Below are 20,989 nucleotides of genomic sequence, written 5' to 3'. Positions count from 1 at the left end.
TCAAATTCAAACATTGCCGGAACATATATTAACAACACTGCATCAAATGCAATAATCCAATTCAGTTACGATGAGGGTTTGGATGCTGAGATTACAAATGCAATTTTCTTAAACAACAATTGCACATATGAAATTTATGCCGGCTCATCAGGTGTCGTGGTAAAAGATAGCTGGTTTGGAAATAATGCAAGCAATTATATGGATTCACCACGTACTTTTAATGTTCAAATGAACAGCTGGCTATTTTTAAATGCTACAGCAGATCTTACTTCAATTTCAGTTTTCGATTCATCAGATGTCCTATTCAAATTATACTCAACAAACGGTACATATATTTATGAATATGAGAACAGCAAATTACCTGTTGTTAACTTAACGTTAACTGCAACTAATGGTGAGGTTTCAAACAGCACTACATTAGATAAATCCGCTGAATATAGAGCAACCAAAGTTGGTCAAGGCAGCGTAACTGCAAGTGTGGAGAATGCTGAATATACAATCTTTTTTGATAACAATAAAAGGAGTGTTGATTTGTCTGTTAAAATTGAGCCTCAAGAGATTAGTTATGGTGAAAACACTTCAGTCATTCTTGATTACAACAGTACTGCAACAGGAAAAGTCAATATTACTTTAACAGGTAAAAAGTACAATAAAACATTTGAAAATCTTGATTTGAATAAAACAATTCAGCTTCCAGATAATATTCTGCCGGATGAATACGAAGTCACTGTCTCATATTCCGGTGATGATGTATTTTTAAATTCATCCGCTACTGGAACTTTAACTGTTAATAAGCTCAAATCAGATATTAAAGTAAAATCCCATGATATTTATGTCAATGATACAAAAGGCGTAATGTTTACTGTTACTTTACCGGAAAATGCAACGGGCAACTTAACCATTAGCAATGGTGAAATGTTGAATGTATCACAAATCGGCATAAAAGACAATGGATATTTAATCGTGAATATAACGAACAGTGCTTATTCTGTTGGCCAATACAACTGGACATTCACCTATTCAGGTGACGACATTTATGAAAACTCTGAAGCTAAGGCTACGGCCAATATCTTAATTATTCCGACTGAAATCATTGCAAATACCACTTCCAGTTTATTTGTTGATGATACAGCACAGATTACTTATAATTTAACACCCGGTGATGCGGTTGGCAATATTAAATTCACAAGCAATGATACAAGCGTAGTTGAAGTTGATCAAGACGGAAACATCAAAGCAATTGGTGAAGGAAAGGCCATTATTACAGTAACATTTGAAGGCAGCAAAAACTACACTGCATCAAGCACAAATGTAACATTAACTGTTAGCAAAATTGCTACCGAAATTACTCTGACAAATGTGACTATTGAATTGAAAGCATATCAAAGTATTGGTGATTTAGCGGCATTATTCCCTTCAGAGGCTGGAAATCTTAAATACGTATCAAATAATGAAGATATTGTCCTGGTATCAGATGATGGCATTATCTATGCTCGCAAAAATGGTACTGCCACAGTTACTGTTTCATTTGCAGGTGACGATAAGTACAAGGCGGCCGAAAGCAAAAACATAACGGTTACTGTAACATTGAATGATGCGAGCGTCAGCGTTGAAAACGACACGATAGATTTATATGTTGATGATACTTGTATTATTAACGCTACAGCCAATCCACGTTTCCTGGCTGTTTACTATGCCTCAAGCAATGAATCCGTTGCTAGTGTTACTGAATACGGCAATGTGAAAGCCGTAGGCGAAGGTACAGCCATTATTACATTAACTGTAGGTAACGGTGAAACCTATGCCGTAAATTCTACAAATGTGACCGTTACTGTAAGCAAAATATCTACTGAAATTATTACTGAAAATGAAACTCTTGATTTGAAGGTTAATGATAAAGTTGATAGTGGTGTTAGTTTAAATCCTTCAGAGGCAGGTAATTTAACTTATATAATAAGCAATTCTTCCATTATTAAATTATTGGATAATCAGATTATCGCTTTAAGTGAAGGCACAGCCACCATTACCTATTCATTCAATGGCACTGACAGGTATGCTGCGGCTGATAATAAAACTATCACAGTCGCTGTCAGCTTGAATGATGCCAGTGTCAGCGTTAATAATGCTACTTTGGATTTATTGGTTGATGATACATTTAATCTCATTACCACCACAGAACCTAAAGATTTAACAGTTAATTTCACTTCCAGCAATTCTTCTGTTGTGACCGTTGATAAAGATGGCAATATTGTAGCGGTCAGTGAAGGTAATGCCACAATTACCGTTACTGTCGGCGGCGACGGCATATATGCTGAAAATTCAACCACAGTTACAGTTACTGTAAAAAAAGTTCCTACAGAAATCACTGTTGATTCTGTTTCATTAGACTTGTTTGTTGGTGATGAAACTGTTATTGCTGCTAATTTAACACCGACTGATGCAGGCAATGTATCTTTCACATCCAGTGATGAGAATATTGTTACTGTTGATGATAAAGGAAATGTTATTGCTAATGGTAAAGGCCAAGCAATCATTACTGTCAGCTTTAAAGGAGACAATAAGTATGCTGCAGCAGAAAACAAAACCATTACAGTAAATGTCAGCTTGAATGACGCCAGTGTCACTGTTGATAACGATACTTTGGATTTAAAAGTTGATGAAACATATAAAATCAATGCTACCAAACATCCTGATACAATATTGCTTGATATTACCTACACATCCAGTGATGAGACTGTTGCCACCGTAGATGAAAAGGGTGTTGTCACTGCTGTTGGTGAAGGTAGCGCAATCATTACTGTAAGTGTTGGTGATGGTGAAATCTATGCTGAAAATTCAACAAACGTCACTGTTACTGTAAGCAAAGTTCCTACAGAAATCACTGTTTTAAACGATACTATTGTTTTAGAGGTTAACGATGAAGTTTCAGCCGGTGCTACATTAACTCCCGGTGATGCAGGCAATCTAACCTACACATCAAGCAATTCTTCTGTTGTTAAAGTTGAAGACGGTAAAATCATAGCTCTAGCTGAAGGCAATGCAACAATCACTGTCAGCTTTAAAGGAGACAACAAGTATGCTGCGGCCGAAAACAAGACCATCAGCGTTACTGTTAACTTGAAAAAGGCAAGCATTATTGCTGAACCTGACTCTTTAGAGTTAATCATTGGAGAAGACGGCAGCATTTATGTCACTACAAATCCTGAAGATTTGGATTACATTTTCACTTCCAGTGATGAATCTGTCGTAACCGTCCAAAGCAAAAACCGTGTTGGAAAAGTGCTTGCTGTAGGTGAAGGCAATGCAACCATTACGGTTACCATTAATGAGGAAGCATACGTTAAAAATTCAACTACAGTTAACATTGCAGTTAACAGAAATGATACCCTAACTGTAACTGCCCAGAACCTAACCAAATACTATAAAGATCCTCAAAAGTTCACTGTAACAGTAACTGACACCAAAGGACAGGCTGTTTCAAACAAAACAGTAGAAATTACAATCAACGGCATTACATACACCAGAACCACCGATGAAAACGGAACTGCAAAACTCAACATCAACCTGGACAGTGGAGAATATCCAGTCAGTGTTAATGTTGATGACATAACTGTCAACTCCACAGTAACTGTCAAATCCACTATAGATGCATCCGATGTTGTTAAGATATTCAGAAACGATACACAATATAATGCAAAATTCATTGATTCAAACGCCAACATACTGGCAAACATCCAAGTTTCCTTTAACATCAATGGAATTATATACAACCGCACAACAGACGGAAACGGAACTGCAAAACTAAACATCAACTTGGATGCAGGCACCTACATCATAACTGCAACCAACCCAGTAACCGGTGAAATGAAATCCGACACAATAACTGTAATTTCATTGATTGAATCTGATGATTTAACCAAGTACTACAGGAACGCCTCACAGTTCGTTGTACGCATACACTCTGCTGACGGAGGATATGTCGGTGCAGGCGAAGAAATAAAATTCAACATCAACGGAGTATTCTACACAAGAACAACCAACGAAACAGGACACGCAAAACTAAACATAAACCTAGGCCAAGGCAACTACACAATAACAACATATTACAAAGATTGCAGCCAAGGAAACAACATTGAAGTCCTACCAATATTAAGCGCCAATGATTTAGTAATGAAATACATGGACGGATCACAATTCAAAGCCAAACTTGTTGACGGCCAGGGAAAAGCATATCCAAAACAAACCATCAAATTCAACATCAACGGCGTAATATATAACGGAAAAACAGATAGTGACGGTGTAGCCAAATTAAACATAAACATAATGGCCGGCCAATACATCATAACATCCAGCTACAACGACTTCAACATTGCAAACAAAATTACAATAAGGGGTTAAATAAACCCCCACTTATTTTTTTAATAGATTCAGAACAGAAAAAAAGATTTCAAAATCCCCCAGTAAGCATTGACGCTCCAAAATTAGATATTAAATAAAATATCCCATATGCCACTACAACAATCGGAACGGAAAACTTAATACCCTTTTTGAAATCACCATACATAATGACACTTATAATCAAACCTACTAAAGCCGAATGAATTACAAGGTAAAACTGACCAGCAATAGGTGCTGTAGCCACTAAATCAGATACCTGACCGAAGCTTTCCATAAATCCCGCATAAACACTGACCATACCCAATGCAAAAGGCGTTGCAATAACGGCTGAGATTATCAAAAACATCACGGCCATCATTACAGAGGATTTCCTCTCCTGCTTGATTGCAAGCAAATCCCTCAAGTCATCAGAAATGTTCATTATCACATCAGCCATACTGGATCCGCTCTTACGACCATCAAGTATTATGATAAAAATACGTTCAAGTTCCCTTGACTTTAATCTCTTGCTCATTGCTATCCATGCTTCGTCAAAATTCCTTCCCATCCTTATTTCCAAAATTGTTCGTCTCATTTCATCGTATAGGGGTCCCTGGCCATATTTAGACATATCTTCCATGGCATTTTCAAAACTGAGACCAACTTTTAACATGCTTGAAAGTTGTCTTAAGAAATCCGGTGCTGATTTTTCAATTTCCTGTACATTTCTTTCCTGTTTTACAGAAATATATGTATAAATTGCTGGAAAAATTACCAAAGGTGTGAATAATATGGATGATGGTAAATTCAATGCAAATGAGATAATTACTAGAATAATTTCAGTAACTATTAAAAAAATTACCACTCCAGCTAAAAATTCAGATGGGCGGGTAAAAATCGAACCGGAAAGTAAAAATTCCTCAAAAGATAATAAATATTTTTCAGATACATTATTTTTAATAATTTCAGATATTATAATTATACTTTTAAATTTCATAAAATTATTATTGTTTTTATCCTATATAAAACCCAAGTTATGAGTTAAATTAATTTTACCGGGTTTTTAGAATATTTAGTTAAAATAAGAATTTTTACATCAATGACATTTATATTTTAAAAAGTTTTTTTGCATTTTCTGTGGTAATTTCAATGACTTCATCTTCAGCCAAATCCAGTTCCTGGGCTATTTGTCGTATAATATATTTTAAATTAAGTGAGGTGTTTTTCTCGCCCCTTTTTTCTTGGGGAGTCAAATATGGTGAATCTGTTTCTACAATCAAATGATTAATGTCAATTTTATTTACAACATTTCTTGTTTTCTTATTGTTGGCATAAGTAATCGGCCCTCCAATACCTATATAAAAGCCCAATTTGATAAATTCCTGAGCCATTTCGGCTGAACCCTGATAGCAGTGCATGGATCCGATAACATCATGCTTTTTCAATATATCAAAAGTATCCTGCATGGATTTACGGGAATGGACAATTACAGGCAAAGAGTGCTTTTGTGCTAAATCAAGCATTTTTTCAAAGAGTTCCTTTTGTTTGTCCGCATTATCCTTTGTATAGTAATAATCAAGACCAATTTCACCTACTGCAATTACATTATCATTTTCAAGCTGCCCATCCAATAGAAAAATATCCTCATCAGTTATTTCATCAGCAACTGAATAAAAATAACCTAAAGCAGCATAGACATTATCATATTTATCGGCCAAATCCAATACTTCCCTATTGCTTGAAACATCAATTCCATTCAATATCACACAGATATCATTTTTTCTAGCTTCGGCTATTATTTCTTCTGCGTTTTCCATTTCACTACTGTAAATATGACAATGTGTGTCTATTATCATGAAAATCCCCATGAAAATTCTTTTTGCATTAAGTTTTTATTAGTGTAACTTCAATAATAATATAATTAACTGAATCAAATTAAATTTTTTGGTGAGGGGAAATGGAAGATAAATTTTCAAGAACAGAAATGTTAATTGGAAATGAAGGAATGAAAAAATTAAATGATGCCAAAGTTGCCATTTTTGGTATTGGAGGAGTAGGTTCCTTTGTTTGTGAAGGGCTTGCCAGAAGCGGAATAGGAAATTTCATTTTAGTGGACTATGACAAAATAGATGAAAGCAATATCAATAGACAACTGATTGCAACAGTAAACACAATCGGCAAATATAAAGCTGATTTGATGAAAGAAAGAATTTTGGAAATCAATCCCAATGCAAATATTGAAGTTTATAAGGAATTCTATTTAGCAGATTCAAAAATAGACATCATTACAAAAGACCTCTCTTATGCCGTTGACTGCGTGGATACCATAATGGCCAAAATTGCAATCATATGTGAATGTGATGCCATTGATGTGCCGGTAATTTCCTCAATGGGGACGGGAAATAAATTAGATCCTACAATGTTTGAAGTTGCCGATATCTATGAGACTTCCGTATGTCCACTTGCAAGAATTATGAAAAAAGACCTGAGAAAAAGAAATATAGAAAAACTAAAAGTGGTGTACTCCAAGGAACATGCCATTAACACGAATGACTGCGCCATTAATCAGAACGTGAAATTTAAGGTAAAGGGCAGTGTTTCCTTTGTGCCTTCCGTTGCAGGACTTATAATTGCCGGCGAAGTGATAAAAGACATTGCAAAAAAATAAATTGATATTCCATTTACTAACCCAAAAATACCATAAACCTGATTAAACTTATTTTATTTTAATATTAAATAGTTTAAATAGTAATTTGACTAATTTAATATGTAAGTGAGCGCTTACATTCAAAAAAACTTATTAAATATAATTTAAATATTATAATATGAGTTAAAATAATACTTTTATTTTCTCATCAAATAAAAATTAATTAAAATGATATTATGAAAAAAATTATTATTAGTTTAATGGTTATATTCGTTGCATTAGTCGGATTAAGTTTCGTTAGTGCAGCAGATGTAAATAATGATGTAACCTCAAGCTCAGGCATGGGCGGAGGCGGAAACGACCCATTATACGCAACCTTAGACTCAGGTATCGGAGGAGGCGGAAACAACCCATTCTATGCACCATTAGCATCAGGCATAGGTGGCGGTGGAAACGTACACATCATTTAATTTAACTTTAAAAAAGGATTATTCTAAGAGATTAGAATATTTCTTATTTCTTATTTTTAGACTCATTTTTACATTAACGGCAGATTACCAAGAATTCTTCCCTTATTTTCAACAGCTATTGTATCTTCCAGGCGAACACCAAAATCACCTTCAAGATATATTCCAGGCTCTACTGTAATTACCATTCCTTTTTCGATAACAGTATCGTCCTTAATGGAAAATCCTGGATTTTCATGAATATCCAAACCTAAACTATGGCCAGTTGAATGAATAAACTTATCTTCAAAACCATATTCTTTAATAATGTCTCTTGCAACTTTATCAATTTCACAACATTTCAATCCAGGTTTTATTGCTTTTATTGCATTGTCATGAGATTCCTTTACTATATCAAATATTTCATGCTCTTTTTCAGTGTAAACAATTGTTCTTGTATTATCAGAACAATATCCATTGTATTTTGATCCCCAATCAATCAATATTGGTGTTTCTAATTTTTTAGCTTGAGGAACTGCATGTGGAAGGCTTGTTGAAGCCCCACTTACAAGAATCGTATCGAATGATTCTGAGGACGCACCATTTTCAATCATCAATCTGACCAAATCGAATGCCAGAACATCCTCTGTTTCATTCCTATTGGAAACGTCAAGTTCTTTAAAGGCAGTCTGTGCGATTTCAGTTGCTTTTTCAATATTTTTAATTTCCTGAGGGGATTTAATCATACGTTCATTATCAATATATTTTTTGGATTCTATATTAAAATCATCCCTAAACTTCTCATATGTACTGTAAACCAGGCTAGGTTCAATAGCCATATTTTTAATGCCTTCTTCTTTTAGTTCACTGACCATTGTCTCGAATTTATCAAATTCCTTAACTTCTATTGATGAATTCATATTTGCAATTTCCATATCCATTTTTGAAGCATAAATTATTGGTTCTTCTTTAATTACACAAAAGGCAAAACTGGTTGGTTTATAATTTGAAATATATTGAATATTTGTAAATTGTGTGAGCAGATACGCTTGGATATTATCTTTTTCCATATCTTTTAAAATATTATTTATATGCATGATTATTATTTAAGAAAAAACTTTTATATATAGAATTAGATATTTTAAAACTATGTTTAAAGTTACAACAAATGAATTAAGAGATTTGATTATTGCATTTATTTTTATTTCTTTAAGCTTTTCAATTCTTTACTCAGGCCGTAATGTTGCTTTACTTCAAAGCATATTCCCTGTAGTAATGATTGGATTGGGTTTAGGGTTCGTACTGCATGAATTAGGCCATAAATTTGCTTCAATGCATTATGGTTATTGGGCGGAATTCAAATTATGGCCTACAGGATTGATATTTGCATTGATTTCATCATTTTTCGGTTTTGTATTTGCAGCACCAGGTGCAGTTTATACATATGCCGGACCTAATTTGGATGAAAAGACAAATGGAATAATTTCAATTGCAGGACCTGCTGTCAATATTGCACTTGCATTAGTATTCTTGCTTATTGGTGCTGCCATTTATGCACCTGCACATTATAATACAACCATGCAATTCATATTCATCGTATGTTGCTTAGGTTATTCAACAAACAGTTATTTGGCTGTTTTCAATTTAATTCCAATTTGGAATTTGGATGGATCTAAAGTGATGAGATGGAATATCGGAATATGGATTGTAACAATTGCTATTGCCGGAATTATGACTTACTTGTCAATGACAATGGGTAGCGAGAATATAATCAGAATGATTTTAGGATTATAACATGACATCAAAAGAAATTAAATATTTTAAAGGAACTCACAGGATTATCCCACCAAGTGAAACCATTGAAAACAATGAGGACAAATGCAAGATTGCAGGCATTACCCGCATTACTGAAATCACACATTTGGATAGGATTGGACTGCCAGTATTTTCGGCAATCAGACCAACATCACAGGATGGTGCAATAAGTATTTATGGTGGTAAAGGAATAACCACAGAACATGCAAAGGCATCAGCAATGATGGAAGGTTTTGAAAGATATTCTGCTGAAAAACAGGATGAAAATTTAGTTACTGGAACAGTTTCAGAAATTTCCAGTAAAGGAAATATTATCGATATTGAGTCACTAAACCTACCCAAAGATTTCAAAAAGGAAAATATCGATTTAATGAATCTTGAATGGAATGTTTGTCATGATTTAATAACAGATGAAGATTATTACGTTCCGTCAAATGCGATTTATCATCCATATGTTTTGGAGGATAATGCTTGCCAGAGCCTGTTTAAATCCAACACAAATGGTCTTGCTTCAGGAAATAGCTTCGAAGAAGCGATTTTACATGGAATGTTTGAAGTCATTGAAAGGGATGCATGGAGTATTTTTGAACTGACCCATAAAAATTCATCACAAATTGACCTGGAAAGCATTGACAGTGAAGTTGTAAATGATGCACTTTCAAAATTCAGTGAAAATGAAATCAATATTAAGCTAATGGATTTAACAGCAGACGTCAATATCCCAACCATAGCTGCATCTTCTGATGATACATTGCTAAAAGATGCGGGACTTTTGACATTAGGTATTGGAACACATCTGGACCCTGAAGTTGCAATCTTAAGGGCGTTGACCGAAGTAGCCCAAAGCAGAGCAACCCAGATTCATGGTGCTCGTGAAGATACCGTTAGGGCGGATTTTGCAAGAACTGCCGGTTATGAACGTATGAAACGTATCAACAAGCATTATTTTGAAGATGAAAATAAAAAAATCAATCTAAGTGATATTGAAAACAGAAGTACTGATTCAATTACAAAAGATATAGACATTGTTTTAGAGGAACTTAAGGCAAATGAAATAGAACATGTCCTTTATTATGATTTGACACGTCCTGAACTTGATGTTAATGTCGTTAGAGTCATTATTCCTACAATGGAACTTTATTCAATAGATCCTAGTCGTGCAGGATACAGATTTTTAAGAGTATGATGCTATGGTTAAGATTATAATTTATACTGGATTGTCACTTCCCTTTGATGAGGCGAAAGAAATTTTAGATTCACACGAAGGTGTTGAAGTAATTTATAAAAGGCCAATCAAAAGGGGAGATTTGGGACACGACATAAAAGAAAATCCCGACATTATTGGAATAATCGATGGAGTATTTCACCAGAATTCTTCCGTTGGCCATAAGGAAATCTTAAATATTATGAATAAAGGAATAACCGTTGTTGGAGCGTCAAGCATGGGCGCTTTAAGAGCATCCGAACTTGACACATTAGGAATGATTGGTATCGGTTACGTTTATGAGCAATATGCAACGGGAAAAGTCACATCTGATGATGATGTTGCAGTAATGCTTGACAGTGATACCCTGGAAAGCTTATCCGAACCATTAATCAATATGGATTATGTATTTACAAATGCAGTCAACGAAAATATTATAACAGAAATGCAAAAAGACGAATTGATAAAAATAGCCAAATCCACATTTTATCCTAAAAGAAACTATTCACAAACTCTAAACAGTTCCAATTTAGATGATGAAACTAAAAATAAGCTAATTAACTTCATTAGAACTTCTGCAGATATTAAAAAGGAAGACGCTAAAGCATTGATTAGATATATTAGAGAAATGATAAAATGAGTTTAGAAGATAAAATTGAAATAGTTAAAGAGTGTTTAAAAGACAAAAAAGTTGCCATTGGATTTTCCGGCGGTGCAGACAGCACTTTAATAGCTTATCTTGCATCACAAATCAGCAGTGACGTTTTGGCAATAACCATAGATAACCATCTATTTCCAGACAATTTTTTAAAGCACACACAGGACATGGCCAAAGAACTCAATATCAAACATCACATCATTGACATTAACTTCTATGAAGATGATGAATTTTTAAATAACTCACCAAGCAGATGTCATTCCTGCAGAAACCTAATGTATGAAAAAATCAAGGAATATGCATTAAAAAACGGCTTTGATTATGTATGTGACGGCAACAATATCAGCGATTTGGTTATTGACCGACCGGGAATTTTAATCACATATAAAATGGAATTTGAAACACCATTGATTGAAGCAAGGTTAACTTCAAAAGAAATACATGAATATTTAAACAGAAACAATATCCGCTATTCAAGATCAACAACCTGCCTTGCAACAAGAATTCCTACCGACACAAAAATCACAAATGAAAAAATTGAAAAAATCAAAAAAAGTGAAGAGGTACTATCAGATATAAGTGGACGTGAACTTGTCAAAGTCAGGGATTTTAATGAACTTAGTATATGTGAGTTAGATTCATTTTCAGAAATTATGAATGACAAATCATTAAATGAAATTAATAATCAATTAAAATTACTGGGTTATAAAAAAGTCTGTCTAAATTTATCACCTCTCGATGATGATGAAGACATTAAGCTTGACTATGAAAATAATGCTTTTCAATACCAGCTGCCATTCAGCATAAATATTGAAAATACGAAAAATCAACTGGAAAAAAATATTATTTTAAAAAACCCCGAAAAAATTCAACTTGAAAAAATAGTCATAAATAAAAATGGATTAATTGAAGGAAATAATTTCAAAAATTATACTGAAGCATTATCCGAGTTTATGGATATTTTACCGAAAATAAGAAGAAACATCTGATTACTTGTTCTTCATTTCCTTATATTTTTTTAAAACGATATCCGGTGTTTCCATAACTCTATCATAACTTCCGCTGAACGGAGTTTTCTCATCGGATTCATCTGAGGAATTTCTAAGACCCTTTAAAGATAAAGTTTTACCATCTATTTTAAATCCAATATCGTCTGCTTCAACTTCAATTAAATTGATTTCGAGTTGTGATGCCTTTTCTAAAGTATCATCTGCTTTAACATCATACTTTAACTTTAAAGTTTTATGGGGCGTTAGTTCATTAATAGTTCTTTTAATGACAGATTCAAAAAGATCCAAGAACTTGACAACAGGAGGTAAGTCATTTGCCCACCAATATGCAAGAACAGAGTTCAATACTATATGATGTTCAACATACTCATCTCTCCAGCGAGCCCTGACACCAACAGAACTGTCATCAACAATTTTAATAACTAATACTGGACTAACAGCCATCCTATCACAATTATTCAACTAAAGCTTTAATTAAGTCACTAGCTCTAACAATACCGACTAAATCACCTTCAACACCAATAACAGGGATTTGCTCAATATTTAATGTTTTCATTTTTTTAGCACAGTCAGAAACTTTAGTTTTTGAATTAGCTACTTCAACATTACCTATAGCAACGTCACTTACAACTTTATCAGTGAATTTTAAATGATTTTTTTCGATGTATAAAACAGAAGTACTGTCCCATGACCATTTGTCTCCTTCAGTACCAACTGTGGAACTGTGTTCACTTCTTTCAGAGATAATTTCACTTTCTGCAATGAAATCAGTTTCAGTTAAGATTCCGGATAATTGAGCATCGTCATCTAATGCCAAAATGGATTTAAGACCAAATTGTTTCATTGATTCGAAAGCAACATTTAAAGGAGTTTTTTCCCAAGTGGTTGGAACGGTTGTAATCATATAATTTTCAACAGCATCTTCCACATCAATTTTAGTTAAAGCTTGTGATACTATATCAAATGATGTAATAATTCCAACTAATTCCCCGTCATCATTAACAACAGGAACTCTTCTTACGTCATTTTCAATCATTCTACTTGCAACGTCTTTTACATCTTCATCAGGACTTGCAATAATTAAATTTCTACTCATCAACATAGCAATTTGTTCTTCATCTGGATTGTTAATTAAATCAGAACGGGTTACAACACCAACTAATTTATTGTCATCCTCTTTAACAACAGGAAGAACTGCTTTATTTTCTTTTCTCATTAAGTCTAAAACTTTTTCTCTGCTTCCTGGAACAGAAACACTAACAACTTTTTTAGACATCACTCTTTTTACTAACATCAAAACACCTCATGCAAATCTACATGAATAAAATTATAATAAAATTAATGTACAACTAAAACAGGACATTTAGCAGCATTAACAACCTTGTCACTAACACTACCCAAAATAAATCTATCGAAACCAGATTTACCTGAACTACCGATAACGATTAAATCAATGTCTTCCTTTTCGGCCACTTCCAGTATTGTTTTCGCTGGAGAACCTTCTTTAATAACAGATGATATTTTTACACCACCATCATTCATATCTTCGAATTCTTCGAGGTCTTTTTTACAACGATCTGTTAATATTTGATTTATTTGTTCTATTTCTTCGCTAACGGAAATGCCATTAATAAAATGATTTTCAGATACACTTAATGCAATAATCTCAGCACCACTAACCTTGGCTAAGAATAAAGCGTGTAATGCAGCATCTTTTGCAAAATCAGACCCATCTGTAGGGACTAAAATCTTCTTGTACATATTTCCATCTCCAATAATATATGACATTATATGTTCAATATACTATTACTGTATATTTTTATTAATAGTATATAATATATTTTTTGTTTGTGAACGGTTAATTATGGACAAATATGGATTTTTGGAAAAATGTTTTATGACATTGAACTCGGCAACCTGCCCGATTTCAATAAAAGATTTATCAAAATCAAAAAGACATGCATTGGTAGTTGCCATTTTTAAAAGTTCACAAGGATTTAAATAGCTTTTATAATTAACTGACATTATTTTAAGCGTAAATTCAAGTTCCCTGAACATATCTGGACTGTTAAGCATTAAATTATCTGTTCCCAAAATAGGTTTTATGCCTGAAGCGAGCATCTCATTTACATGGGGAATACCGACATTTAACGTGGCATTAGCTCTTGGACACACTACGACATTTGCATTAGAGTTTTTAATTAACTCCAAATCATTATTTTTCGGATTGGTACAGTGAACCAGCTGATTGAAATTGGATTGAACACCCCTTTCAATTTCAGTTTTACCAAACCTTTCAAGAGATTCAATCTGTGTGGATTCGGACTCTGCAACATGAATGGAAGAAATCTTATCTGCTTTATTACATTCTTCCACAATTAAATTAGCAACTTCATCTGTAATTTCACCAAAACCGCTTGGAGCAATACCATCAGCTATTTTCAAGAGTTTTCTGATTTGTGATTTTACTTTTGCCAAATCAGGATTATCTCCATAAAAACTGTCATCACGCCCTAATATAATAGGTTTAATCGGAATATCTGCTGAAGCCTCCTTTAGAAGTTTTACTCCCTTAATGCCACCTTCACGATAGTCAATAAAGTGAGTAATTCCTGATTCAAGCATGTCCAGCATAGAGGATTTCATTGATTCAATGATGTCACTGTCTTCTGCTGATGCCAAAGCGCGATGCTTAATGCCATTCGGAGGTTTAACCATTTCACCTAAAGAGAGACCATATCCTTCATCCTTGATAATAGAGTCTCCAATATGTGTATGGCCATTAAAAAAACTAGGGACAATAATAGCACCATCAGCATCTATTAATTTGCCTTCCTTTGCATCTTTAGAAATGTCTGTGATAATTCCATCATCGACAGTGACATTGGCTTTAACAGGCTCTAAATTCAATCCTCTTAAAATAATTCCATCAGTAAAAGTAAACATTAAAGAAAAGTTTTTAATTGAAAATATTTAAATTTTATGAAAATATTTATATCAAAAATTCATGAAAATTAAATTTATTAGACACCACTTACAAAATAATATTTACACCAAATTAATGAGGATGATTGAAATTAACTCCCAAGAAATCAGATATTTTTACAGAAATATTGTTAAAAGCGGTAATGTATACCGTATCAAATATAACAATAAGGATTATGGAGAGTTTAAAAAATTATCCGATGCATTATATGAAAGAGATGCCTTATATTACTGTAATTTTGACTATGATTTGCTTGTAGAATGTGATTTAGAGAATAAATACGAAGGCATGACACTACCACCATTTCCCGAAAAAAGATCAAAAGGAAGAATAAAAGGAATTAAAGTAAACAAAAAAGAAAGGGAAGGTGAAATTCTCTTTGACCATAAAAAAAGAGGATTCTATATCCAAAAGGGAGAAAAGTTCTTTGGATACTATGCATCAATGACTGAAGCCTATTACTATAAAAAAATCCTCATGGAAAACAACTGGGATGAAAATGCCCTAAAACAGAAGGTTACAATTAGAATTGAAATGAATAAAATAATTGATTCCTCTAAAGAATATGAGGTTAAACTTAATTACTGTCCTAACTGCAGAAGCAAATTAAAAATTAACCAGGAAGAATGTCCTTCATGCGGTATTAATATTAAGGAATACCTGTATTCCAATTAAAAAAAAGATATTAATGAAGAATAATTATTCTTCACCAACATAATCATTTAATGATTTTACATTGATTTTATTATTTTGAACGGCTTCTATTGCATTTAAAGCAGCCCTTGCACCAGCCAATGTGGTAACATAAGGAATACCCAGTTCAATAGCTAAACGTCTGATGATATAACCGTCCTGAGCAGACTGCTGACCTTCAGAAGTGTTTATAATCAAATCAATTTCTTTATTCAAGATTGCATCCCTGATATTTGGAGAACCCTGAGATACTTTTTTAATCTTTTCAACACTGTCAAGGCCTGTGGAATCAGCGGTTCCTGAAGTTGCAACAAGTTCAAATCCTAAATTAGCAGCTTTTTCTGCAATAGGCCTGATTTTTTTCTTGTCATCCTCTTTTACACTGATGAATATTTTACCTTCTTTTGGCAAGTCCATTCCTGCTGAAAGCTGAGATTTATAAAATGCCATTCCGAAGCTTTCATCAATACCTATACTTTCACCGGTGGATTTCATTTCAGGACCTAAAACGGTATCTGATTCAGGTAATTTCAAGAATGGGAATACTGACTCTTTAACTGCAACGTGGTCTATTTTGATTTCTTTTGTTAAACCGAAGTCTTTGAGTTTAGCGCCATCCATAATCCAGGTAGCAACTTTAGCCAAAGGTACTCCAATAGCTTTACTTACAAATGGAACTGTCCTACTTGCACGAGGATTTGCTTCAATGATATAAACCATTTCCTCATCGAGTTTAACTGCATATTGAATATTCATTAAACCTTTAACATCCAATTCCAATGCCAATTTGGTTGAATTTTCACGGATAGTATCTAGAATATGTGCAGGGATTGTTTGAGGTGGAATTACACATGCAGAGTCTCCTGAGTGAACTCCGGCTTCTTCAATGTGTTCCATAATTCCTGCTATGAATACGTCTTCACCGTCACATAAAATATCAACATCCAACTCGATTGCATCTTCAAGGAATTTATCTACAAGAATCGGGTGTTCAGGTGATACTTTTACGGCCTCTTTCATATATTCCTCAAGTTCCTGGTTATCGTAAACGATTTCCATTGCTCTTCCACCGATAACATAGGACGGACGTACCAATACAGGGAATGTGATTTTTTCAGCAATTTCACGAGCTTCCTCAAAGGAGTTTGCAGTTCCATACGGTGCCTGATGAATGTGTAATTTTTCTAAGAGTTCAGCGAATAATTCTCTGTCTTCTACTCGGTCAATGCTTTCATATGGAGTTCCCAATATTTTAACTCCTGCATTTGCAAGAGGTACGGCCAGGTTAATTGATGTCTGACCACCGAACTGAACAATGACTCCATCAGGTTTTTCCTGTTCAATAACTCCCATTACGTCTTCAAAGGTAATCGGTTCAAAGAACAATTTATCTGAGATGTCATAATCGGTACTTACGGTTTCAGGGTTGTTGTTGATTAAAATGGTTTCTATTCCATCATCTTTTAAAGCAAGAGATGAGTGTACACAACAGTAATCGAATTCAATACCCTGACCGATTCTGATTGGACCTGCACCTAAAATAACAACTTTTTTCTTGGATGTTGAAGTTAATTCATTACCTTCATCATAGCTGCTGTAGTAATATGGAGTTTTTGCTTCAAACTCTGCAGCACAGGTATCAACCATTTTATAGGACTGTTTAATATTATATCTTTTAAGCAGGTTTCTGATATATTCTTCAGTTTGACCGGATAAGTCTGCCAATCTTTTATTGGAACAGCCGATTTGTTTTGCTTTTCTTAAATAATCTTCATCGTCCAATTTATCGGCAGTAACATCATTTTCAAAGTTGACGATGTTTCTGATTTTGTATAGGAAGAATTTATCAATGTTAGTTAATTCATGAATCTTATCCAAATCCATTCCGTCTTTAATTGCTGAATATATTTGGAAATAGATTAAATCGGTAGGATTGGCCAAATCTTCTTCAGTATAGTCAACATATTCAAAACCGTCGAAGCCCATATCAAGTGATCTGAGTGATTTTTGGAATGCCTCTTCAAAGGTTCTTCCAATAGCCATTACTTCACCGGTAGCTTTCATCTGAACTCCCACTTCACGGCCGATTCCTTTGAATTTATCAAATGGCCATCTTGGGATTTTTATTACAACATAATCGATAGCAGGTTCAAAAGAAGCAGGTGTTTCTTTGGTAATGTCGTTTCTGATTTCATCCAAAGTCATTCCTAAAGCTATTTTTGAAGAGATTTTTGCAATAGGATAACCTGTAGCTTTTGATGCAAGTGCACTACTTCTTGATACACGTGGATTTACTTCAATGACTTTATATTCATCTGTTTTTGGATTTAAAGCGAACTGAATATTACATCCTCCGCGAATACCGAGTGCTCTGATGATTTTGATTGATGCATCACGCATTTTTTGGATTGTCTCATCGCATAAATTAAGAATCGGAGCAACTACAACACTGTCTCCTGTGTGAATTCCCATAGGATCGATATTTTCCATGGTACAAACGATGATACATGTATCCTCCTTATCTCTCATTACCTCAAATTCTATTTCTTTCCATCCGAGAACGGATTCATCAATGAGAACCTGATTAATAAAACTCATATCCAACCCGTGAGTTGCAATTTCAATTAATTCTTCTTCATTGTGAGCAATTCCCCCACCAGTTCCACCTAATGTGAATGCTGGCCTTACAATGACCGGATAGCCAATGTCTTCCACTGCTTTAAGTGCATCATCAACACTTTCAACAGCCTGACATTTTGGAATTTCCTCACCTATCTCTTCCATAAGGTTTGCAAACAAGTCACGGTCTTCCACATCTTTAATTGTTTGAACATCGGAACCCAATACTTTAATTCCTTCCAATAATCCTAAATCTCCAAGACCTGTTGCTATATTTAATCCGGTTTGTCCACCCATGGTTGGTAAAATAGCGTCTACTTCTTCTTCTTTTATAATTTTCGCAACGATTTCTGGAGTTAATGGTTCTGTATAAACAGTATCTGCCATACCAAGATCAGTTTGAATGGTAGCCGGATTACTGTTAACAAGTACTGTTTCGATTCCCTCTTCCCTTAGTGATTTACATGCTTGTGATCCTGAATAATCGAACTCTGCAGCCTGTCCGATTTGAATAGGTCCAGAACCAATAATTAAAACTTTTTTAATATCTTTATCTACTGGCATATGTAATCCTCATTAATTTTTTTAATAATCTTCCATCATTTGGTTAAATTCATCAAAAATATGTCTTGTATCGTTTGGACCAGGACCTGCTTCAGGGTGGTATTGGATACAATGCAGAGGCAATTCCTTGTGAGAAATACCTTCAGGAGTTCCATCATTTAAATTGATTTGTGTTAAAACCAAATCAGTTTCTTTTAAGGATTCCTTATCAATTGTGAATCCATGGTTTTGTGATGTGATGAATACTTTTCCAGTGTTTAAATCTTTAACTGGCTGATTTTCACCCCTGTGTCCAAATTTCATTTTATAAGATCTGGCTCCAAAGGATTTTGCAATTAATTGCTGGCCCATACAGATTCCGAATATTGGAAGTCTGTTTGATAGTTTTTTCATGGTTTCAATTGTTTCAGATACCCTATCCGGATTTCCAGGACCTGATGTTATCATCAAACCGCTTGGAGAGTAATCCAAAATTGTTTTGTAATCAGTGTCATATGGGAATAAGACTACTCCAATATCCCTTTCCAAAAATGAGTTGATAATATTCTTTTTAACACCGCAATCAACTAATGCAACTTTTTTATCCGCATCCTCATTGAACAGCTTTATTTCTTTAGTAGAAACTAAAGGAACAACATCAATATCTTCAATGCTTGGTTGTGATTTTGCCATTTCGATTAATTTGTCATCAGCTATATCTTCAGTAGTAATAGCTGCTTTTAGGGAACCTCTTTCACGAATTTTTAAGGTCAAATCCCTTGTATCCACTCCGCTGATACCGGGAGTCTTAAATTCTTTCAAAAATTCGTCCAAGGTTTTTTGAGGTCCAAAATTGGATAATTCACGACAAACCTCACGGCAAACAAATCCTTCAACCTGAATATTGTCAGATTGATACCATTCTTCACTTACCCCATGATTTCCCTCTAAAGGATAAGTGGACATTAATATTTCTCCTTTAAAAGACGGGTCAGTCAAAGATTCAGTGTAACCACCCATACCTGTTGAAAAAACAAGTTCTCCTAATTTGGTAGTTTCATAACCAAATCCTTCTCCTTTAATAACCGTTCCATCTTCCAAAGCCAATTTAGCTATTTTTACCATTAAATCACCATCGTAAAAAAAATATAAAATTATTTTCTATCTGTATTATATATCTTTTACAATATTATTAAAAGTTTGTTTTTTGAGAATTTCTAAAAAAAATTGCTTTGAAAAAAATAGTCTACAGATATTTAAGAACCTTGCTTCCGTCATCTGTAAGTTTATATAAGCGACCTTTTCGAACATTAGGTGTAGCACATACAACCAGATCATGCTTTCTTAAATCAGCCAAAAGATTTGAAATATGGTTAGTGCGAACATTTATCGCATCGCCGATTTCTTTTGGAGTTTTCAGGTCATATTCGATGAATTTTAAAATGTTGACCCTATGATTTGATGCCTTAACATATGCAACCAACTCCAAAAATTCTTCTTCATTTTTCATAGTTAACTATTTATAAAAAGTAAATAGTATTCATATATATCATTTAACACACAAATGACATATTACTAACAAACGATTAAACTAGGTGTAAAAAATGGATAACGATTTGATTGACGTACTGAACGATTTTAGAAACTTGAAAATCAATTACGATATTGAAAGATTTAAACTTCTTTCATATCAGCTGGAAAACATCATGAAAGATTACCAAACATTAATGGAAATCAGAAAAGAAATTCAGGAAAAATACTTTGAAATAATGGAAAATATTAACAAAAATGGTCTTGAAACGGAAGTTGATTATTCAAGATGGGATAAACTAAGATTAAATGAAAACAGCGAATGGAAATCTGAATTAGATGAATTGACTAGTTTAAAATTTGAAATTGACGGAGGATTGGAATTATTGGAAAATGGTGAAATAGAAAAAATGATAATTGAAGAAGAAGAGGCGTTAACCGGAAAGAAACTTAGAAGATAA

At 33.9% G+C, this 20,989-nt stretch carries 20 protein-coding genes; 10 read left to right on the top strand and 10 right to left on the bottom strand.

Going from position 1 to position 20,989, the window contains the following annotated elements; translation table 11 throughout:
• Positions 1-4,398: Ig-like domain-containing protein (locus ACKI44_RS07340; RefSeq protein WP_407423019.1), on the top strand; the 4,398-nt coding region annotated here is incomplete at its 5' end.
• 49 nt (positions 4,399-4,447) lie between these two features.
• Here the strand turns inward: ACKI44_RS07340 and ACKI44_RS07335 are convergent.
• Positions 4,448-5,155, bottom strand: coding sequence for a type II secretion system F family protein (locus ACKI44_RS07335; protein WP_407423017.1), 708 nt, complete (start codon positions 5,153-5,155; stop codon positions 4,448-4,450).
• Positions 5,156-5,168: 13 nt separating this feature from the next.
• On the opposite strand from ACKI44_RS07335, the gene ACKI44_RS07330 reads away from it, so the two are divergent.
• Positions 5,169-5,417 (top strand): hypothetical protein, encoded by a 249-nt coding sequence (locus ACKI44_RS07330; RefSeq protein WP_407423015.1) that lies wholly within the window; start codon positions 5,169-5,171, stop codon positions 5,415-5,417.
• A 66-nt stretch (positions 5,418-5,483) separates the two neighbouring features.
• Here ACKI44_RS07330 and ACKI44_RS07325 read toward each other — a convergent pair whose 3' ends face one another.
• A complete protein-coding gene (locus ACKI44_RS07325) occupies positions 5,484-6,233 on the bottom strand; it encodes a TatD family hydrolase (RefSeq protein ID WP_407423013.1) in 750 nt (249 codons plus the stop codon).
• Between the two features lie 101 nt (positions 6,234-6,334).
• Between ACKI44_RS07325 and ACKI44_RS07320 the strand changes: the two genes are divergently transcribed.
• Positions 6,335-7,045 carry a ThiF family adenylyltransferase gene (locus tag ACKI44_RS07320; protein ID WP_407423011.1) on the top strand — a complete coding sequence of 237 codons (711 nt, stop codon included), beginning with the start codon at positions 6,335-6,337 and terminating at the stop codon, positions 7,043-7,045.
• Between the two features lie 215 nt (positions 7,046-7,260).
• A complete protein-coding gene (locus ACKI44_RS07315) occupies positions 7,261-7,494 on the top strand; it encodes a hypothetical protein (RefSeq protein ID WP_407423009.1) in 234 nt (77 codons plus the stop codon).
• Positions 7,495-7,562: 68 nt separating this feature from the next.
• Here ACKI44_RS07315 and ACKI44_RS07310 read toward each other — a convergent pair whose 3' ends face one another.
• A complete protein-coding gene (locus tag ACKI44_RS07310) occupies positions 7,563-8,567 on the bottom strand; it encodes a M24 family metallopeptidase (RefSeq protein ID WP_407423007.1) in 1,005 nt (334 codons plus the stop codon).
• A 52-nt stretch (positions 8,568-8,619) separates the two neighbouring features.
• Here ACKI44_RS07310 and ACKI44_RS07305 point away from each other — a divergent pair, with 52 nt between their 5' ends.
• From ACKI44_RS07305 to larE, 4 genes are read left to right on the top strand one after another with little or no spacing between them, the layout of a single operon-like run.
• Positions 8,620-9,264, top strand: coding sequence for a site-2 protease family protein (locus ACKI44_RS07305; protein WP_407423005.1), 645 nt, complete (start codon positions 8,620-8,622; stop codon positions 9,262-9,264).
• 1 nt (position 9,265) lies between these two features.
• Complete coding sequence (locus ACKI44_RS07300; protein ID WP_407423003.1) at positions 9,266-10,471, top strand: YcaO-related McrA-glycine thioamidation protein; 1,206 nt, start codon at positions 9,266-9,268, stop codon at positions 10,469-10,471.
• A gap of 4 nt (positions 10,472-10,475) precedes the next feature.
• Positions 10,476-11,129, top strand: coding sequence for a TfuA-related McrA-glycine thioamidation protein (locus ACKI44_RS07295; RefSeq protein ID WP_407423001.1), 654 nt, complete (start codon positions 10,476-10,478; stop codon positions 11,127-11,129).
• On the top strand, positions 11,126-12,136 hold the full coding sequence (gene larE, locus ACKI44_RS07290) for an ATP-dependent sacrificial sulfur transferase LarE (RefSeq protein ID WP_407422999.1): 1,011 nt from the start codon (positions 11,126-11,128) through the stop codon (positions 12,134-12,136). The genes ACKI44_RS07295 and larE overlap by 4 nt, the downstream gene beginning before the upstream one ends.
• Here the strand turns inward: larE and ACKI44_RS07285 are convergent, their stop codons facing one another.
• From ACKI44_RS07285 to ACKI44_RS07270, 4 genes are read right to left on the bottom strand one after another with little or no spacing between them, the layout of a single operon-like run.
• Positions 12,137-12,601 carry a hypothetical protein gene (locus tag ACKI44_RS07285; RefSeq protein ID WP_407422997.1) on the bottom strand — a complete coding sequence of 155 codons (465 nt, stop codon included), beginning with the start codon at positions 12,599-12,601 and terminating at the stop codon, positions 12,137-12,139.
• A gap of 10 nt (positions 12,602-12,611) precedes the next feature.
• Positions 12,612-13,451 carry a CBS domain-containing protein gene (locus tag ACKI44_RS07280; protein ID WP_407422995.1) on the bottom strand — a complete coding sequence of 280 codons (840 nt, stop codon included), beginning with the start codon at positions 13,449-13,451 and terminating at the stop codon, positions 12,612-12,614.
• 44 nt (positions 13,452-13,495) lie between these two features.
• Positions 13,496-13,918, bottom strand: a complete 423-nt coding sequence (locus tag ACKI44_RS07275) for a universal stress protein (protein WP_407422993.1) — start codon at positions 13,916-13,918, stop codon at positions 13,496-13,498.
• 45 nt (positions 13,919-13,963) lie between these two features.
• Positions 13,964-15,103 (bottom strand): amidohydrolase family protein, encoded by a 1,140-nt coding sequence (locus tag ACKI44_RS07270; protein ID WP_407422991.1) that lies wholly within the window; start codon positions 15,101-15,103, stop codon positions 13,964-13,966.
• Positions 15,104-15,164: 61 nt separating this feature from the next.
• On the opposite strand from ACKI44_RS07270, the gene ACKI44_RS07265 reads away from it, so the two are divergent.
• Positions 15,165-15,818, top strand: a complete 654-nt coding sequence (locus ACKI44_RS07265) for a zinc ribbon domain-containing protein (RefSeq protein ID WP_407422989.1) — start codon at positions 15,165-15,167, stop codon at positions 15,816-15,818.
• A gap of 24 nt (positions 15,819-15,842) precedes the next feature.
• Here the strand turns inward: ACKI44_RS07265 and carB are convergent, their stop codons facing one another.
• From carB to ACKI44_RS07250, 3 genes are all read right to left on the bottom strand, one after another.
• Positions 15,843-19,019: a carbamoyl-phosphate synthase large subunit gene (gene carB / locus ACKI44_RS07260; RefSeq protein ID WP_407422987.1), complete on the bottom strand. Its 3,177-nt coding sequence runs from the start codon at positions 19,017-19,019 to the stop codon at positions 15,843-15,845.
• A gap of 21 nt (positions 19,020-19,040) precedes the next feature.
• A complete protein-coding gene (carA, locus tag ACKI44_RS07255; RefSeq protein WP_407422985.1) occupies positions 19,041-20,123 on the bottom strand; it encodes a glutamine-hydrolyzing carbamoyl-phosphate synthase small subunit in 1,083 nt (360 codons plus the stop codon).
• 121 nt (positions 20,124-20,244) lie between these two features.
• Positions 20,245-20,508: a MarR family transcriptional regulator gene (locus ACKI44_RS07250; protein WP_407422983.1), complete on the bottom strand. Its 264-nt coding sequence runs from the start codon at positions 20,506-20,508 to the stop codon at positions 20,245-20,247.
• A 94-nt stretch (positions 20,509-20,602) separates the two neighbouring features.
• On the opposite strand from ACKI44_RS07250, the gene ACKI44_RS07245 reads away from it, so the two are divergent.
• Positions 20,603-20,989, top strand: coding sequence for a hypothetical protein (locus ACKI44_RS07245; RefSeq protein ID WP_407422981.1), 387 nt, complete (start codon positions 20,603-20,605; stop codon positions 20,987-20,989).

The organism is Methanobrevibacter sp. (assembly GCF_045646205.1).
In the GTDB taxonomy this organism is placed as follows: Archaea; Methanobacteriota; Methanobacteria; order Methanobacteriales; family Methanobacteriaceae; genus Methanocatella.
This window is presented reverse-complemented; position numbering and strand designations above follow the sequence as displayed.

Bases quoted from the DNA above. Each gene is read 5' to 3' on its own strand.
- ACKI44_RS07305 (WP_407423005.1), top strand. From the start codon at position 8,620: ATGTTTAAAGTTACAACAAATGAATTAAGAGATTTGATTATTGCATTT.
- larE (WP_407422999.1), top strand. From the start codon at position 11,126: ATGAGTTTAGAAGATAAAATTGAAATAGTTAAAGAGTGTTTAAAAGAC.
- ACKI44_RS07285 (WP_407422997.1), bottom strand. From the start codon at position 12,601: ATGGCTGTTAGTCCAGTATTAGTTATTAAAATTGTTGATGACAGTTCT.
- ACKI44_RS07245 (WP_407422981.1), top strand. From the start codon at position 20,603: ATGGATAACGATTTGATTGACGTACTGAACGATTTTAGAAACTTGAAA.
- ACKI44_RS07275 (WP_407422993.1), bottom strand. From the start codon at position 13,918: ATGTACAAGAAGATTTTAGTCCCTACAGATGGGTCTGATTTTGCAAAA.
- ACKI44_RS07310 (WP_407423007.1), bottom strand. From the start codon at position 8,567: ATGCATATAAATAATATTTTAAAAGATATGGAAAAAGATAATATCCAA.
- ACKI44_RS07330 (WP_407423015.1), top strand. From the start codon at position 5,169: ATGGATGATGGTAAATTCAATGCAAATGAGATAATTACTAGAATAATT.
- ACKI44_RS07265 (WP_407422989.1), top strand. From the start codon at position 15,165: ATGAAAATTAAATTTATTAGACACCACTTACAAAATAATATTTACACC.
- ACKI44_RS07300 (WP_407423003.1), top strand. From the start codon at position 9,266: ATGACATCAAAAGAAATTAAATATTTTAAAGGAACTCACAGGATTATC.
- ACKI44_RS07320 (WP_407423011.1), top strand. From the start codon at position 6,335: ATGGAAGATAAATTTTCAAGAACAGAAATGTTAATTGGAAATGAAGGA.
- ACKI44_RS07315 (WP_407423009.1), top strand. From the start codon at position 7,261: ATGAAAAAAATTATTATTAGTTTAATGGTTATATTCGTTGCATTAGTC.
- ACKI44_RS07325 (WP_407423013.1), bottom strand. From the start codon at position 6,233: ATGATAATAGACACACATTGTCATATTTACAGTAGTGAAATGGAAAAC.
- ACKI44_RS07280 (WP_407422995.1), bottom strand. From the start codon at position 13,451: ATGTTAGTAAAAAGAGTGATGTCTAAAAAAGTTGTTAGTGTTTCTGTT.
- ACKI44_RS07270 (WP_407422991.1), bottom strand. From the start codon at position 15,103: ATGTTTACTTTTACTGATGGAATTATTTTAAGAGGATTGAATTTAGAG.
- carB (WP_407422987.1), bottom strand. From the start codon at position 19,019: ATGCCAGTAGATAAAGATATTAAAAAAGTTTTAATTATTGGTTCTGGA.
- ACKI44_RS07295 (WP_407423001.1), top strand. From the start codon at position 10,476: ATGGTTAAGATTATAATTTATACTGGATTGTCACTTCCCTTTGATGAG.
- ACKI44_RS07250 (WP_407422983.1), bottom strand. From the start codon at position 20,508: ATGAAAAATGAAGAAGAATTTTTGGAGTTGGTTGCATATGTTAAGGCA.
- carA (WP_407422985.1), bottom strand. From the start codon at position 20,123: ATGGTAAAAATAGCTAAATTGGCTTTGGAAGATGGAACGGTTATTAAA.